Raw genomic sequence first — 16041 nt, forward strand, 5'->3', positions numbered from 1 at the left:
CATCACCGCGGTGGAACTCAGTTGCCGTAGTACAGCTGGTACTCCAGCGGATGCGTTGCGGCGCGGAACTTGGTGACTTCCTGCATCTTCAATGCGATGTAGCCGTCGATGAAGTCGTCGCTCATCACGCCGCCGGCCTTGAGGAACTCACGGTCCTGGTCCAGCGCTTCCAGGGCCTGGTCCAGGCTGGAGCAGACCTGCGGGATCAGCTTCTCTTCTTCCGGCGGCAGGTCGTACAGGTCCTTGTCGCTCGGTGCGCCCGGGTCGATCTGGTTCTTGATGCCGTCCAGGCCGGCCATCATCAGTGCGGTGAAGGTCAGGTAGCCGGACTGCAACGGATCGGGGAAGCGCATTTCGATGCGGCGCGCCTTGGGGTTGGTCACCCACGGAATGCGGCACGAGGCCGAGCGGTTACGCGCCGAATAGGCCAGCATCACCGGCGCTTCGTAGCCGGGGACCAGACGCTTGTAGCTGTTGGTGCCGGAGTTGGCGAAGGCGTTGATGGCGCGGGCGTGCTTGAAGATGCCGCCGATGTACCACAGCGCCATCTGCGACAGGCCGCCGTAGCCGTCGCCGGAGAACAGGTTCACGCCGCCCTTGGTCAGCGACTGGTGCACGTGCATACCCGAGCCGTTGTCGCCGACGATCGGCTTCGGCATGAAGGTGGCGGTCTTGCCGTTGCGGTAGGCCACGTTCTTGATGATGTACTTCATCGTCAGCAGTTCGTCGGCTTTTTGCACCAGCGAGCTGAACTTGGTGCCGATCTCGCACTGGCCGGCGGTCGCCACCTCGTGGTGGTGCACCTCGGTCTCGATGCCGACCTGCTCCAGGGTCTTGATCATTTCCGCGCGCAGGTCGTGCAGGGTGTCGGTCGGCGGCACCGGGAAGTAGCCACCCTTCACGCCGGGACGGTAGCCGCTGTTGCCGCCGTCGTACTTGGCGCCGGTGTTCCAGGCCGCCTCTTCCGAACCCACCTGGAAGAAGGTGTGGCCCATGTCATTGGCGAAGCGCACCGAATCGAAGATGAAGAATTCCGGCTCCGGGCCAAAGAACGCCTGGTCGGCGGTGCCGGAGGACTTCAGATAGGCCTCGGCACGCTTTGCAATGCCGCGCGGATCGCGCTCGTAGCTCTGCATGGTGGCCGGGTCAAGGATGTCGCAGGTCAGCACGATGGTCGGATCGGCGAAGAACGGATCCAGGTAAGCGGTGCCCGCGTCCGGGAGCAGGACCATGTCCGACTCGTTGATGCCCTTCCAACCCGCGATGGAGCTGCCGTCGAACATCTTGCCTTCTTCGAACAACGCCGGCTCGATGATGCTGGCCGGAAAGGTGATGTGCTGCTGCACGCCACGCATATCGACGAAGCGCAGGTCGACAAACTCGACCTTGTTGTCCTTGATCAGCTTTTCAACATTTTCCACGGACATCGGAAGAAACCTCGGCAGGAGTTAAGTGGCTCGTGGGCGGTACTACAGCAGGGACCATGCCAAGCTGCGCCGCTTCACAAGTTGTTGATTTTGCTGACCTCAGTCGAGATCGCTCAACCAAGCTCAACACCATCTTGGTGCTAAGTGACTCCATCGTGCACCGAAATGGTGCATGCCGCAATGCACTATCCTTTCGCCTCCCCCGCACTCCTCTCCCGCCCGATGTCCGATCTCATTTCCGCCCTGTTGCTGGGCATTCTCGAAGGCCTCACCGAATTTCTGCCGATCTCCAGCACCGGCCACCTGCTGATCGCCGAACAATGGCTCGGACGCCGCTCGGATTTCTTCAATATCGTCATTCAAGCCGGCGCGATCCTGGCGATCTGCCTGGCGCTGCGGCAAAAGCTGTGGACCCTGGCCACCGGCCTGGGCGAGCGCGCCAATCGCGACTACGTGCTCAAGATCGGCGTGGCCTTCCTGGTCACTGCGGTGGTCGGCCTGATCGTGCGCAAGGCCGGCTGGCAATTGCCGGAAACCATCCAGCCGGTGGCCTGGGCGCTGCTGATCGGCGGCGTTTGGATGCTGGTGGCCGAACACTTTGCCGGCAAGCTGCCCGAGCGCGACGTGGTCACCTGGAAGGTGGCGATCGCGGTTGGCCTTGCCCAGGTGGTGGCCGGCGTGTTTCCAGGCACCTCGCGCTCGGCCTCGGCGATCTTCCTGGCCATGCTGCTGGGCCTGAGCAAGCGCTCGGCGGCGGCGGATTTCGTGTTCATGGTCGGCATTCCCACCATGTTTGCGGCCAGCGGTTACGCGCTGCTGGAGATGTACAAGGAAGGCGGCTTTGGCAGCGAGAACTGGACCGACGTGTCGGTGGCGTTCATCGCGGCCACGCTCACCGGTTTTGTGGTTGTGAAGTGGCTGCTGGGCTACATCAAGAAGCACCGCTTCACGGTGTTTGCGGTGTACCGCATCCTGCTCGGCGCCGCGCTGCTGCTGTGGTTGCCGGCCGCCTGAGCCGGCCAATGCCGGGGCAGTGACGGCCGTCATTGCCCCGGCAGCCCGCTGGCGGTATCACTGAGCGGGTCCGCCGCCCGGGAGCCATCGATGCGTGCCGTGTTGCTAGCGCCAGCCCTGCTGGCCATCGGTGCAACCGCCTGCGGGCGCGACGTGCCACCTGCCGCACCGGCGGGTGGGTCAGCGTCAGCGACTCCTGCCGCAACCGCGATGCCCGAACGCTCTTGCCAGGACGCACCGCTGCGCGCCGACCTGCAGACCCACCACTGGCAGCTGCAACATGCCTACGATGCGCACGGCACTGCCCTGCGCAGCCTGTTTGTCGCTGGCATGCCACCGCTGCAGCTGGACTTCACCGCACAACGCCTGCAGGTCAGCCAGACCTGCAATGCGCTCGGCGCGGCGTACACCGTGGAAGCCGCGCACCTGCAGATCGGCCGGGTGGTGTCGAGCAAACGGCTGTGCGCGCAATCGCGGCGGATGGCACAGGAACGCGCCGCAAGCGACTTGCTCTCGGGACGCTTTGCCGTGGCGCTGGACAGCGCAGCCCCCCTGCCGACCCTGCGCCTGACCCGCACCGACGGCACACGCCTGGAGTTCGCCGGCCAGCCCACCGCCGACGCCCGCTTCGGTGGGCCCGGGCAAACCGTGTGGCTGGAGGTAGCCGGCGACACCGCGCCCTGCATCACAGAGCCCACCCGCCAGTGCCTGCAGGTGCGCGAGCACTTACAGGCAACGCAGGCCGTGCTGCAGGACAGCGCCGATGGCTGGCAACCGCTCGATCAGCCAATCGAGGGCTTCACCCACGAACCCGGCATTCGCACCTTGCTGCGCGTGACGCGCTATCCGGCCAGCGGCGAACGCGATGCGCCGGTGTATGTGCTGGAGCAGCTGCTGGAAGCGCGCGGCTAAGCCGTGTGGCTAAGACGTAGGAGCGCGCTTGCGCGCGAGGGGCGTTCACGTGGTTGCTGCCTAAGCGCACGATGTGGTCGGTGAGCTGCGCGGCAGATTCGCATGTAGGCGTTCCCATGGATGCGCTGCCGCGATCACACGCCGTGGCTGAGGGCTCCGCCAAGCGAATTGCTACTTCATCCAAGGCCACCCGCCGCCGACGTAACGGCCATTTGCAGCGGCATCGGCTACTGCACGCCGATGCTGCTGGAGCCAACCAACACGATGGCTGTTGCTGCGCGATTGCAGCGCGGCACCATTGCTGGGAATGCCCTCGCGCGCAAGCGCGCTCCTACGTAAGTTGAGGGACCGTCCAAGCGACTTGCGTCTCGGCACGGGAGCGACGCTTGCCGACGCTTCCGGCCGCCGAGCAGAGTTACGGCGCGTGATTGGGAATGCTGTTTCCGTGGCTTAGCGCAGCGCAGGATTCAGCGTGTAGGTGCCGTGCAACGCCGCCTCGGCCAGCACGTGGCCCTGCATCGCTGCCAGCACATCGGCGGCGGTGAACAGCGCCGGCAGTTCGAGCTGCGCGACGTCCAGCGCGAATACGCGGAAGAAATAGCGGTGCATGCGCAGATCGTTGAACGGCGGATACGGGCCGTCGTAGCCCAGGTAGTTGCCGGCCATGTCGGGATTGCCGGCAAACCACTGGGTGTAGGAGTTCAGGCCCTGGCGCGCGCCGGCCGGGCCCGCCGGCTGCTGCTTGCCCTTGGCCACGAAGCCATCGCTGCAGCTGCCGGCCGCAATCTCACGCACGCTTGCGGGGATATCGGCCATGGCCCAATGCACGAAATCGGTGCGTGGCTGATCCACCGGGATCTGCACATCGTCGCGGCCCACCGTTTCCGGCACGGTGGGCACATCCGGGTCCAGGCACAGCAGCGCGAAGCCGCCCGTGCCTTCGGGCACCTCGCTCCAGGCCAGATGCGGGTTGCGGTTGGGCGCAAAGCCCTCCGGCGTGCCGGCGGCAAACTCGGTGAGGATCGGCTTGCCGTTGTCGATGCTGTGGCTGGTCAGACGCATGCAGGGTCTCCGTGGAATCGGGGTCACCAGGGTGCCTGCCTCGGCGCGGCAGCGAAAGCCATCGCGATGGAACCTTCTGTGGCGCAGCCGGGTGGGTGTGACGGGCCAGGGCCTGTTTGGCTCAGTCCGCGTGTGATCCGGTCACAGCACTTCGGGAACGAGCGAGACGATCTTCATGAATTTCCCGGAACGCGGTTCGCGCGTAGGAGCGGCCTTGGCCGCGATGGGCTTTATCGGTAATGCTGCATCGCGGCCAAGGCCGCTCCTACAAAGCGTTAGTGCTTGCGGGACCGGTCGTGTGTGGCTGTCAGGTCAGGCCGGAAGCAGCTGCGAAGCGCTCTCCATGAGCATTGTGCGAAGCGGGCTCCCGACGCGTCTCGCTTCCAGCGCGCATCAATGGCGACACGTCCAACGATGCCAGGCCGTTTGATGTGGACACATGTCCAATCGCCACGGCCAGAGATCGCAAGCGACGCAACTTGTAGGAGCGGCCTTGGCCGCGAGGGGCTTTATCGGTAACGCCTCATCGCGGCCAAGGCCGCTCCTACGAAAGCGGGGTGCGTGCTTGGCGTGCCGTGTCATGCACCACTCTCCCAAGCACCGGCCGCATCCATCGCGGAGCGGCGGGCGCGCGGCAAGCGGCAAGCGGCAAGCAGCAAGCAGCAAGCAGCAAGCAGCAAGCGGAGCCAGTCTAGGCCCGGACCGCCGCCGCGCTCAGTCTTGCGGATACCCGAAGCGCACCGCGATCAGGGTGAGCAGGTCGAACTGCGCGCCCAGCACGCCGCGATAATCGCGCCAGCGGCCGGCGGCCAGGCGGGCCGGGCCGCGCGGTTCGATCAGCGGGAAGGTCAGGCCGAACGCCTGCTCCAGCGCGGTCGAAATGCCCTGCGGGTCGCTTTCGATGCCGTCCAGGCGAATGATGCGATGCGGGTACAGGTCGCGTTCGTGCAGCACCGCCACCTGTTCCAGCATGGTCAGCAGCCAGTCGGTAGCCTGCTGTGGCGACTGCAGCGCCAGCGGCGCGGGGGCGCCGGCCGAGAGCCAGTCCAGCAACATGTCGCGCGGGTCGCGCAGCGCGATTGCCAGGCGGCCTTCGGGCAGGTGCGGGCGCAGCGCGGTCAGCAAGGTGTTGTCCCACCACAACAGCCAGTCGATGACGTTGCCGTCGTCGATGCCACGGCGCGGCAGCTGCGCCTTCCAGCCTTCCACCAGCGCCAGCGGCGCCAACTCGCCGTTGCCCAGCTGCTCGACGGTGCGGTAGCTCTGCAGCGCATCGGACGGCGGCGTGTTGCCGTAGCGGTCGCCACGCACCAGCGGAGTGGCGGCGTCCATGACCGCGATCAGGCGTTCGACATGCGAGCCGGGCGGGCCCCAGACAAACAGCGGGCGCGCGCTCACCGTGTCCGGGATGCTGCCCACCGGTGGCCACTGCATCGACGGCTTGGCAGCCTGCGGCGGCAACGGCAGGCGGTGCTGGGCCTGTTCGCGGTGGAACTGCATCCAGGTGGCCAGCGCGGCGTCGGGCTGGCCGGCGCGATCCTGCACGTTGCCCAGCCACGGCCGCAGCACGGTCTGCTGCGGGGCGGGCAACGATTCGATCAAGGATTCGACACAGGCGATCGCCGCCGGCGGGTCGCGCTGCAGCAGGGCTTCGACAATGCGTTGCTCGCCGCTGATACGACCCGGCTCCACCGCCACGATCTGTCGCGCCACCATTTCTGCCTCGTCGGCATGGCCTTGCATGTCGTGCACGCGCATCAGTGCCTCCAGCGCTGGCAGGTGCTCGGGCATGCCCAGCAGCCAGCGCTCGATCACCGCCTGCGCCTGCGGCCCACCCACCGGCTCCACCGCCAGGCGGGCCAGCCACAGGTCGTGCGCATTGCTGGAGGTGGCCAGCGCCGCATCCAGGGTGTCGCGGGCATCGTCCACCGCACCCAGCCGCTCCCAGGCGCTCAGCAGCGCGTGCAGGGTGCGGCGATCGGCCGGCCAATGGGCCAGCGCCAGGCGCAGGTGCGCCACCGCCTGGTCCGGACGGCCGGCCTGCAACTCCATCTCGCCGGCCAGCCGGCGCATCGCGGGGATGTCGCCGCCGGGCTGGGCCAGCACGCCCTGCATTGCACTCAGCGCATCGTCTAGACGGCCCTGGCGCTGTGCCAGCTGGGCGATGAAGGCACGCAATGCGGTGCCCGGCGGATTCAATTCGACCACCCGCTCGAACGCGCGCTCGGCAAAGGCAAAGTGTTCTTTTTGCAGATAGGCAAAACCCAGCGCGAACATCACCCGTGCATCGTCGGGCAGCTGCTCGGCCGCACGGGTCAGCAGCGACAGCGCGCGATCGCTCTGGCCGCGGCGCATCTCCACCACGCCATCGACCGCCAGCAACTGCGGATGCTCCGGTGCCAGGCGTGCGGCGGTGCGGCTGAGCCGCTCGGCCTCGTCCAGGTCGCCACGTGCCACGGCCAGATGCGCCTGCATCACGTAGGCATTGAACTGGTTGGGGTCCAGCGTGGTGCTGCGCGAGAGCGCGGCATCGGCACCAGGCACATCGCGCACGGCCAGCAACAGCCCGGCGCGCAACAGGTGCAGGTCGGCGTCTTCCGGGGTGAGTTCCAGCGCGGCCTCGATGCTGGCCAGCGCCAGCACCGGCTGCCCCTGCTGCTGCAACGACAGCCCCAGCCAGCGGTGCGCGGCCGACAGGTCCGGTGCACTGGTCACCCACTCGCGGGCCAGCGCCACGGCGTCATCGGCTGCATTGCGGCGCAGGGCTTGGAGAATGGCGTCTTGCATGGCGGCGGGGTGTCCAGGACAAACCGCTATTGTAACGATGCGCGCTGCGCTGCCGACCTAGGCGATGCCGCTCAAGCGTTCGGCCACCCAGCGCTCGGCAAAGCCGTCGCCGCGGGCATTTTCCAGGAAGCCGCAATGCCCGCCCCAGCGCGCGATTTCCAGGTGCGCGTGGGCCGGCAATTGCCAACCGGCGAAATCGGCAAACGGAATCACCGGGTCGTCTTCGGCCATCAGGATGTCGGCCGGCACCTGCAGCCCGGCCAGGCGGTCGCCGGCAATGGAATAACTGTCGAAATACGCTTCCAGCGAGCCATGCCCGGTGTGTTGCACCGCCAGCCACGCCATCAGGCCGCGCATGTCCAGCGCCAGGGTGGCGTCATCGTAGCCGTGTTGTTCGGGGAACAGCTTGCGCTTGCGCAGCAGCGATTCACGCCATTTGCGGCGGAAATACCAATCATAGAACTGCGGGCCGTCTTCCAGCGCCTGCATGGTCGCGGCCGGATCCAGCAGCGGGCACACCGCGGCCACCCGCGTCAGCGGCAGGCCCGCTGCCGGCGCGCGCAGGCCCAGCCGCAGCGCGAAATTGCCGCCCAGCGAATAGCCGGCCGCCAGCAGCTGCTGCGATGGAAAGCGCCGCCACAGATCGGCGGCCGCGTTGACCACTTCGTCCACCCGATCCGAATGGAACAGGTCCACGTTGAGGTGGTGGGTGCCGCCGTGATCGCGGAAGTTCAGCCGGAATACCTGGTAGCCGAGCCCGAGCAGGCGCGCGGCGGTGAGCCGCATGTAGTTGGATTCGGCGCTGCCTTCCCAGCCATGCAGCAGCAAGACGGTGCCACGCACCGGCGCATCGCCCGGCGGCACGCTCATCCAGCCCTGCAAGCGCACGCCGTCGCCGCCATCGAGGATGTGCTCGGTGGTGCGCGCGCCGGCGGCGGCCAGCAACTGGCGGCTGCGGATGCGGCGCAATGCACTGCTGCCCAGCACCGATTGCACGTGCGGGTTACGCAGCCAGCGCGGCGGCTGGTAGTCGGAGGCGTTCATGCGCGCGTTGGCGCAGCTGGCGCGACGGCTGGCAGCGGCAGGCGCATGGCCGCCTCAGGACTCCATCGCGGCAAGGATGCGCTGGCGCGAGGTGTCGGCCAGGCGGCGCCGCCCGTCGATATCCAGCGCGCCGATCGGCTCGAGAAAATGCACTTCCGCCAGCCGTGAGCGCTCACCGAGCAGCCGCACGATATTGGCGAAAAAACTCTCGCGCTCGCCGAACGCCACAACGGCCTGTGCACTGCCGCGCTCGCCGTAGCGCAACGCCACCGGCTGCACCGGCACACCGGCTTCGACCGCCGCCTGGAAGATGCGTGCATGGAACGGGCCCACCTCGGTACCGCCGCGGGTACGACCTTCCGGGAACACACCTACCGGCTTGCCGCTGCGCAGGCGCAGCAGCATTTCCTGCAGCACCCCGCCCAACGACTCGGTGTTGCCGCGCTGGTGGAAGATGGTCTGCCCCTTGGTGGCCAGCCAGCCCACCAGCGGCCAGCCGGCGATTTCGCGCTTGGCCACAAAGCCCATCACCCGCTGGCTGTGCAGCATCGAGATGTCGACCCAGCTGACGTGATTGGCCACGAACAAGGTGGCGCCGGGCAACGGGGTGCCGAAACGGCGCAGGCGAAACCCGAAGATGCGCATCAGCGTGCCCTGCCACCAGCGGATCATGCGCTCGTCCAGGGTATCGTCGCGGCCGGTGCGGATGCGCGCCAGCGGCGGCGCCACGACACACAGCATGGTGATCGGCAGGCAGACCGTCAGGTGCACGAGCAGCAATGGCACCCGATACAGATAACGGAACCAACGCAGCGCGCCGCCGGCATCGCGCGTGGCGGGCAGGGATGACTCGCTCATTCGAGGAACAGGACCGGAACGGGGAAGGAAGGCGCCACTATTGTGACAGCAGCACGGCCGCCGCGCAGTGCCGGGAGCGGGCGGCGCTGTTCCACCCATGCGCACGCCGGGCGCGCTCAGCCATTGGTGCGCGCCACCACCGCCAGGGTCAGGCGCGAGACACACACCCGTTTGCCGGCGGGGTTGTCGATGGTGATGTCCCAGACATGGGTGCTGCGGCCCACATGCACCGGGCGCGCGGTGCCGATCACCACGTCCTGATAGGCCGCACGCAGGTGGTTGGCATTGATTTCCAGGCCCACGCACATCTGGGTGGTCATATCCACGCACAGGTTGCCGGCACTGCTGCCCAGGGTTTCGGCCAGCACCACCGAGGCGCCGCCGTGCAGCAGGCCATACGGCTGCTTGGTGCGCGTATCCACCGGCATGGTGGCGCGCAACCAGTCGTCGCCGGCTTCGGTGAACACGATGCCCAACTGCGCGATCAAGGTGTCGCGGCTGGAGGCGTTGAGGGCAGCGAGGTCGACGGGTTCACGAAAGCGCATGGGCATGGGATCGAGTTGGGGAATCGGGAATCGGGAATCGGGAATCGGGAATCGGGAATCGGGAATCGGGAATCGGGAATCGGGAATCGGGAATCGGGAATCGTAAGAGCATCCGGGAGCCCGCGCGATCATTCAACTGCCTGGTCGTTTAGGCCACACGGTGCGATGCGATTGTCTGCACGCCCATGTGCGCTGCGTTTTTTCAGCGCGTGCGGCGGCGCTGCTGCGTGATGCACGTGCGGGGCGCCTGCACGCGCAGCTCTACGCACTGCAGCGGATACTGCCGATCAGAGGATCGGCACCAGCCCGGCGCCGAAGGCGGTCAGCATCCGCACCAGCAGCCACTTCGGGCCGACGTTGACCTCGGGGAAATCGCCCACCGCCACGTAGCACTGGCGGAACTGCGGGTCCTGGCGCTTGAGCGGGAACGGGCAGCCCGGGCCCGGCTGGAATTCGTAGTTGGTGGCGTAGCGCCACGGCCAGAAATCCAGCACCGGCAATGCTTCGGACACCTTGCCCACGCTGTAGTTCAAGCCGCTGAGCACCGGCGGCTTTTCGCGCGGCGCTACCGTCCAGGCGTTGTCGGGGGCGATGTCGCGCTCGATGCTGGCGGCCAGCGCCTGTGCAAAGCGCGGATCGTCGATCACCACCGCCGCTTCGGTGTTGTAGTTCTCGCTGCGCGGATCGAAGTTGTGCGTGCCGATCACGCCGATGCGGCGGTCCACCACCAGCGATTTGGCGTGCAGCCCCATGCGCGCACCGGCGCGCGTCACCGGCAACGGCTTGTTGACCGCGCGAGTGCCCAGGAACGAGGGCCGGGTTTCGGTGCGCAGCACGCGGCGGTCGACATCGCTGCCGCCGGGCGTACGCCCGCCACCACCACCACCACCGCTGCTGCCACGCACCGCATTGCCGGCCGCACTGCCGCCGATCAGACGATTGCTGCGGTCGTTCTCGGCGGCCTCGCCCGCGGCGGCCGTCAGCGGGTCGGGCAGCAGGTTGGCGTAATCCACCGGCGCATCCAGCGGGAACGGCTTGAACTCATACACGTTGAAGCCCAGTTCGCGCATGTTGCGGCGTTTGAATTTGTACGACAGCGCATACACGATGGGGTTGTCGGTAGCCGCCAGGCTGTTGGTGGACACCACGATGCGCGGCGGCTGCGCGCGCTTGCGCAGGGTGCGGAAGATTTCCTGCGCGGGATCGGACAACACCAGATACGGCGTCTGCAGCAGCACTTCCTGCTGCGCTCCGGCAATCAGGCTGTCCAGCTCCGGCGCGGTGGACACCGCCTTGGCGCCGTGTTCCTTGCGGTGTTTCTGTGGCAAGTCGGCCACGTACAGCACACGCTGCACCGGCATTGCCGGGGCCACGAAGGCAGCCTGCACGAACTGCGGGTCATTGGCTTCGCGGTCCACCCGCGCCACCCGCTCGGGCCGGCGGAACTTGGCCGGCGGCATGGTCTGTGGGCCGTCGTCCAGCAACAACCGCCCGACATCGTTGAGCCGCTCGGCCGGGACACTGCGGCGCGCATTCCAGAACGCATCGAAATTGGTCGCCATCGCGCGCACTTCCGGCCCGGCCAGAATCACATCGCGGTCGCGAAAGTTGTACTCGCTGTCCCAGTCGAAGTAGTCGTCCTGGTAATTGCGTCCACCAACCACGCCGAGCACATCGTCCACCACCAGCAGCTTGTTGTGCATGCGCTGATTGAAGCGGCGGAAACAGCACACCACGCTGCCGGCGTAGTCGAAGTAGTTGAGCTTCACCTTGCCGAAGGTGGGGTTGTAGATGCGCAGCTGCAGGTTTTCGTGGCTGCTGGCCAGCGCGCCCAGGATCTGCAGATCGGCGATCGCCGAGAGCTGATCGATCAGGATCCGCACCTTGACCCCGCGTTGCGCGGCGGCGGTCAGCGCGTCCAGCACCATGCGGGCGCTGTCGTCCTTGTCGAAGATGTAGGTCTGCAGGTCGATGCTGCGGGTGGCGCTGCGGATCAGGTTCAGCCGCGCAACCAGCGATTCCTCGCCGTGGTCCACGATGGTGGCGTAGTGGCGTGGCGCTGCAGCGGTGGAGGCGGTGATGGCGTCGCCGCCCAGCGCGCGCAGCGGCGAGGGCTGGGCGCAGCGATCGGCCTGGGTGCAGGTGACCACGGTGCTGCGCGCGGCCACGGCAATGCCGGCGGCGCGGTGACGTTCGGTTTGCGACAGGCCGGCGCATCCGGTGCCGAGCAACAAGGTTGCCAGCACAAGAATCCTCAACAAGGACGTCACGGGCGCCGGACCTCCTGCAGCCGCCCACGGAGAATGAACGTCACCCTGTCACCCAGGGCCATCTGCCACGCATTCATTCCGTAACGTCCACGCAGGACCGTACCTCGACTGATCACATCGCAATCATAGCCCGGCCGCGCGCATTCAGCCGGCACCACATGCAGGGTCTCCACATGGGTGATTCCACGGATGGTCAGGTTGCCGGTGATCTCGCCGCCCCGCTTCACCACCTCGGCGGAGTACGGAAACGACTCGAATTCCACCACCGGATACTGCGCCACGTTGAAGAAATCCTCGCCGCGCATCCACGCGGTGTAGCGGTCCTTGCCCGGGATTTCCACCTGCGCGGCATCCAGACGGAAGCGCACCTGCTGGCGCCCGTCCGCCGATTCGGTCAGCTCACCCCGGAACCGCGGGAACAGCCCCTCGATCTTCATCCCGAAGCGGGTTCTGATCTCGAACCCGAAGCGCGACTGCACCGGGTCGATGGCATGCACTTTCTGCTGGGCCACGCAGGGCAACGCGACCCACAGCGCGAGCCAGGCTACCCAGCGCAGCGACAGTGGCACGGATCAAGGCCACCAGAAGGCGGTCAGCCGGGCGATGCCGGGTTCGATGGCCGCATCCAGCGGCAAGGCCAGCAGGGCGATCGAAGCGGTCGGCATGCCGCGGTAGTCGCCGGTCTGGCCGCTGTGCATCAGCGCGGCCAGGCGTTCCAGGCCCGGGTTGTGGCCCACCAGCAGTAGCCGTTCGGCCTCGCGGTGCTCGTCCAGCACGCTGGCCAAGGTGCCCGGGGTGGCCTCGTAGATGCGCTCGTCCAGGCGTTGTTCGATATAGCCGGTGAGCTCGAGCACCGCCTCCAGGGTTTCGCGGGAACGCCTGGCCGGCGAGCAGAGCACGCGGTCGGGTACTAGGTGTTGTTCGCGCAGCCAGCGGCCGGCGGCTTCGGCCTCGGCAATGCCGTGCGGCGACAAGGGGCGGTCGAAATCTGCCTGGCCGGTGTCGGCTGGTTCGGCGTGGGCGTGTCGGAGCAAGATCAGTTCGCGCATAAGAGCTTTCCGGTCCTAGGCTTTCTTGAGCCACTTCAACAGCGGCTCCCAGTCCTGTTGATGGTCGCGCACCTGCGCAGAGCGGTAGTCGAACAAGCTGCGCCCCAGCCCGGCCATCACCACGTAGGCCTGGGTGTCGCGCAGCTGGGTCACCAGCGGATATGGCCAGCTGCCGATCATCTCGGCGGCCTGTTGCGAGGTCTGGGTCCACGGCCGGGCGCGGTTGAGCACCAGGCCCACGGGCAGCTTGCGCTGGTGCACGCGCGGCACCTTGGCCAGGGTGTTGAGGAAGCCGACCACCGCTTCGATATCCAGCGCCGAGGACAGCACCGGCACCACGATGGCGTCGACATGGTCCAGGAAGCCGCTCAGGTCATCGGCCATCGCGCCGGCCGGCGCATCGATGATCAGCTGGTCGGTGCCGTCGGGTACGGCGGCCTGCCAGTTGCGGCGCCGGGTGGCGTCGATCGGCAGGACCGCGCTTTCCAGACTGGCGCGGCGTTCCGCCCAACGGGTGGACGAGCCCTGTGGATCGGCATCTGCCAGCACGGTGCGCTGGCCTTGCAATGCCGCGTGTGCGGCGAGGTTGGTGGCGATCGTGGTCTTGCCAACGCCGCCTTTGGAGCCGGCCACCAGGACTGTCTTCATGCACGCCTCGCTTCCGGGAGCAAGCCGGCAGCGTACACCGCGGCCGGGTGAGGAAGTAGTCGAAACACGTTAAACGCACCACGGCGTTGCCTATCGCAGTGCAGCATCGTGTGTGTGTGCGGGAACGCAGGCGTCGGCACCAGCCATCACGCGTCGCGCTTTGCCAGCGCTGCGGTGATACCTCCAAAACGCAACGCCCGAGCCAGCAAGATCAGCGGACACGGGCACAATGGTGAGGGTGTGGCCGATCGGCAGCGCGCACCAACCAGGCGCCCTGTCGATTGGTCTGCAGTTGAAGACCTGCTCAACCGCAAGACAACCGCGCTGCCTGCTGCTCCGACGCGCGTGCTGCGCGCGGCCTTACTGCACCGAAGCGCTCGGCTGCCAGCCGGCCGGCGGTTGCGTGGCAATGCCCTGGCGCTGCAGCAGCGCACGCAAGGCCGGCACTTCACCGTGCGCCAGCACCGCATCCCCATCGGACACCAGGCCTCTACCAGCGCCGGCAAGGCCCTGCTGTTGCTGCTGCAGCCATGCCAACTCACGTACCCGGGCCTGCCACCGCGTGGCATCGGCGCCACTGCTGAGGCTGGCCATGCGCTTGGCACCGATCAGTGCGGTGGCCAGCGTGGACTCGTCCTTGGCCACATTGCCCAGCACCGCCATGCATTCGTCGCGCAGCGCTGGAGTCACCGTGGCCGGATCGCAACGGCGTACCACCGGGCTCAATGCCGGCAATGCGTGCGCGGACCACGCCGCCATTGCAAACAGCATCGCGGTGTCTGCGCCGGTGGAGGGCAGGCCACGTGCATCGAGCTGCGCGCGCAGGCTGACCGAGGTCAGCACCGGCCATTGCACATCGGCATAAGCAGCGTGCAAGGCCTGGCCCAGGGCCAACGCGCCACTGTCGAAATGGTCTGCCTGCACCGCGGCCTGCCAGGCGCGCTCGGCGGCGGCGGCATCGCCACGCCGTTGCGCCGCTGCGTAGGCGCGCAGATGCACATCGGCGTTGCCGGCATCGGCCTGCTCCAGGAAGGCGAGCGCGGCGAGCGGGTCGCAGCGCAAGCCAGCGGGGCAGCCCAGCGCTTCCATCCGCGCCACCAGCAGGTCGCGCGGCCGCGCGTCCAGCGCGCGTTGCAGCCAGGCGCGCTGGAGCGGCGCGTAGCCGGCGCGCGCAGCGTCGGACTCGGCATCGGTTTCGGTGTCGATCCACAACAGGCCGGCCAGATAAAGCGGCCCGGGCTTGCCGCTGTCAGCCATGCTGCGCAGACGTGCCTGCAGCGTCTCGCCGACCTGCTGTCCCCACTGCTGCACCAGCGGATCGTTGGTGGGATCAGCCGTGGGAGTAGCGGCGGGCGCGGCGGAGGCCATGCACGCGCTGCCCAGCCAGAGCAGCACCGTGCTGCCAATCAATCGTGAAGTCCGCATCCGTGTGCCTTGTCCTGTGAGGGCGCGCATGCGCCGCCGGCCAGCATTTCATGCACGGGCACGCGCATCAAGCCGCCAGCCGCGCCAGCAGCCATGCCCAGGCCGGCAGGGTGAGCAGCGACAACAGGATGCTGTAGCCCACCATCGCCGCCGCCAGACGTGGCGCCAGGCGGTGCGAAATCGCCAGCGCCGCGGCGGTGATCATGGTCGGCATGGCCGATTCGAGCACATTGGTCTGCAGCATCTGGCCCTGCAGGCCGAGCGCCCACGACAGCGGCAATGCCAGCACCGGCATGACCGCCAGCTTGAACAGCAAGCCCAGCGCCAGTGGCTTGAGTTCCTGCGCCGGCAAGCGCAATTGCAGCGAAAACCCGACGGCCAGCATCACCAGCGGCAACATCGCATCGGCCAGGCTCTTCAGTCCCGAACCGATCCAGGCCGGCGGCTGTTCGGGCATCAGCGTCAACGCAAAGACCAGCGCCCACAGCGGCGGAAACCGCAGTACCCGCGCCAGGATCATCCGCGCGGTGGGTGGGGTGTCGCCGCTGTAGCGCGCCAACACGTACAAGCCAAAGGTGGACAGCAGCACGAAGGTGCCGAACTGGTCGTAGACCACCGCATACGGCAAGGCGTGGTCGCCGATCAGCGCGCGCACCATCGGAAAGCCGATGAAACTGGAGTTGGTGAACACTACGCACATCAGCAGCGCGGCGTATTCGTCGCGGCGCACGCCAAGCAGACGGCTGCAGCCCCACAGCATCGGCACGATCAGGGCGGTGAGCAGCCAGGGCGTGGCGATGACGCCGCCCAGCGAGGCATCCAGGTGCAGCCGCGGAACATAGGTCAGCACGGAGGCCGGCAGGCAGATGTACAACACGATGCGGTTGAGCACATCGGCGCTGTTGTCCGGCAGCACGTGCAGCCGCGCAAACACCAACCCGAGCCCCAGCATCGCCAGGATCAACGCAAATGCATCCACCGCCATGGCGTGGTCATGTCT

14 protein-coding genes are annotated in these 16041 nt (G+C 67.3%); 2 read left to right on the plus strand and 12 right to left on the minus strand.

Annotated elements, in window-relative coordinates:
• Positions 1-17: 17 nt before the first annotated feature.
• Positions 18-1427 carry a type I glutamate--ammonia ligase gene (glnA, locus tag ACCQ01_RS21400; RefSeq protein ID WP_012437000.1) on the minus strand — a complete coding sequence of 470 codons (1410 nt, stop codon included), beginning with the start codon at positions 1425-1427 and terminating at the stop codon, positions 18-20.
• A 222-nt stretch (positions 1428-1649) separates the two neighbouring features.
• On the opposite strand from glnA, the gene ACCQ01_RS21405 reads away from it, so the two are divergent.
• Together ACCQ01_RS21405 and ACCQ01_RS21410 are read left to right on the plus strand one after the other, a co-directional pair.
• Positions 1650-2441: an undecaprenyl-diphosphate phosphatase gene (locus tag ACCQ01_RS21405; protein ID WP_011035441.1), complete on the plus strand. Its 792-nt coding sequence runs from the start codon at positions 1650-1652 to the stop codon at positions 2439-2441.
• A gap of 90 nt (positions 2442-2531) precedes the next feature.
• Positions 2532-3353, plus strand: coding sequence for an META domain-containing protein (locus tag ACCQ01_RS21410; RefSeq protein WP_228432794.1), 822 nt, complete (start codon positions 2532-2534; stop codon positions 3351-3353).
• Between the two features lie 450 nt (positions 3354-3803).
• Here ACCQ01_RS21410 and ACCQ01_RS21415 read toward each other — a convergent pair whose 3' ends face one another.
• From ACCQ01_RS21415 to ACCQ01_RS21465, 11 genes are all read right to left on the minus strand, one after another.
• Positions 3804-4415: a YbhB/YbcL family Raf kinase inhibitor-like protein gene (locus ACCQ01_RS21415; protein ID WP_228432795.1), complete on the minus strand. Its 612-nt coding sequence runs from the start codon at positions 4413-4415 to the stop codon at positions 3804-3806.
• A 714-nt stretch (positions 4416-5129) separates the two neighbouring features.
• Positions 5130-7202 carry a tetratricopeptide repeat protein gene (locus ACCQ01_RS21420; RefSeq protein ID WP_011035438.1) on the minus strand — a complete coding sequence of 691 codons (2073 nt, stop codon included), beginning with the start codon at positions 7200-7202 and terminating at the stop codon, positions 5130-5132.
• Between the two features lie 57 nt (positions 7203-7259).
• Positions 7260-8246, minus strand: coding sequence for a YheT family hydrolase (locus ACCQ01_RS21425; protein WP_019237115.1), 987 nt, complete (start codon positions 8244-8246; stop codon positions 7260-7262).
• A gap of 54 nt (positions 8247-8300) precedes the next feature.
• On the minus strand, positions 8301-9104 hold the full coding sequence (locus tag ACCQ01_RS21430; protein ID WP_019237116.1) for a lysophospholipid acyltransferase family protein: 804 nt from the start codon (positions 9102-9104) through the stop codon (positions 8301-8303).
• A 116-nt stretch (positions 9105-9220) separates the two neighbouring features.
• Positions 9221-9649, minus strand: coding sequence for a hotdog fold thioesterase (locus tag ACCQ01_RS21435; protein WP_011035435.1), 429 nt, complete (start codon positions 9647-9649; stop codon positions 9221-9223).
• A 287-nt stretch (positions 9650-9936) separates the two neighbouring features.
• Entirely contained in the window at positions 9937-11919 is a 1983-nt protein-coding gene (locus ACCQ01_RS21440; RefSeq protein ID WP_228432796.1) for a phospholipase D-like domain-containing protein, read from the minus strand.
• The gene (locus ACCQ01_RS21445; RefSeq protein WP_012436993.1) at positions 11916-12488 is read right to left on the minus strand and encodes a YceI family protein; all 573 of its coding nucleotides are present in this window, start codon (positions 12486-12488) and stop codon (positions 11916-11918) included. The genes ACCQ01_RS21440 and ACCQ01_RS21445 overlap by 4 nt, the downstream gene beginning before the upstream one ends.
• Positions 12489-12491: 3 nt before the next feature.
• Positions 12492-12968 (minus strand): SixA phosphatase family protein, encoded by a 477-nt coding sequence (locus ACCQ01_RS21450; RefSeq protein WP_011035432.1) that lies wholly within the window; start codon positions 12966-12968, stop codon positions 12492-12494.
• A gap of 15 nt (positions 12969-12983) precedes the next feature.
• The gene (locus tag ACCQ01_RS21455) at positions 12984-13616 is read right to left on the minus strand and encodes a nucleotide-binding protein (protein WP_011035431.1); all 633 of its coding nucleotides are present in this window, start codon (positions 13614-13616) and stop codon (positions 12984-12986) included.
• A 360-nt stretch (positions 13617-13976) separates the two neighbouring features.
• Positions 13977-15041: a hypothetical protein gene (locus ACCQ01_RS21460; RefSeq protein ID WP_228432797.1), complete on the minus strand. Its 1065-nt coding sequence runs from the start codon at positions 15039-15041 to the stop codon at positions 13977-13979.
• Positions 15042-15108: 67 nt separating this feature from the next.
• Positions 15109-16026: an AEC family transporter gene (locus tag ACCQ01_RS21465; RefSeq protein ID WP_115541318.1), complete on the minus strand. Its 918-nt coding sequence runs from the start codon at positions 16024-16026 to the stop codon at positions 15109-15111.
• Between the last annotated feature and the right edge of the window lie 15 nt (positions 16027-16041).

The sequence above is a fragment of the Xanthomonas sp. NCPPB 4037 genome, from assembly GCF_041475695.2.
Taxonomy (GTDB): Bacteria; Pseudomonadota; Gammaproteobacteria; order Xanthomonadales; family Xanthomonadaceae; genus Xanthomonas; species Xanthomonas campestris.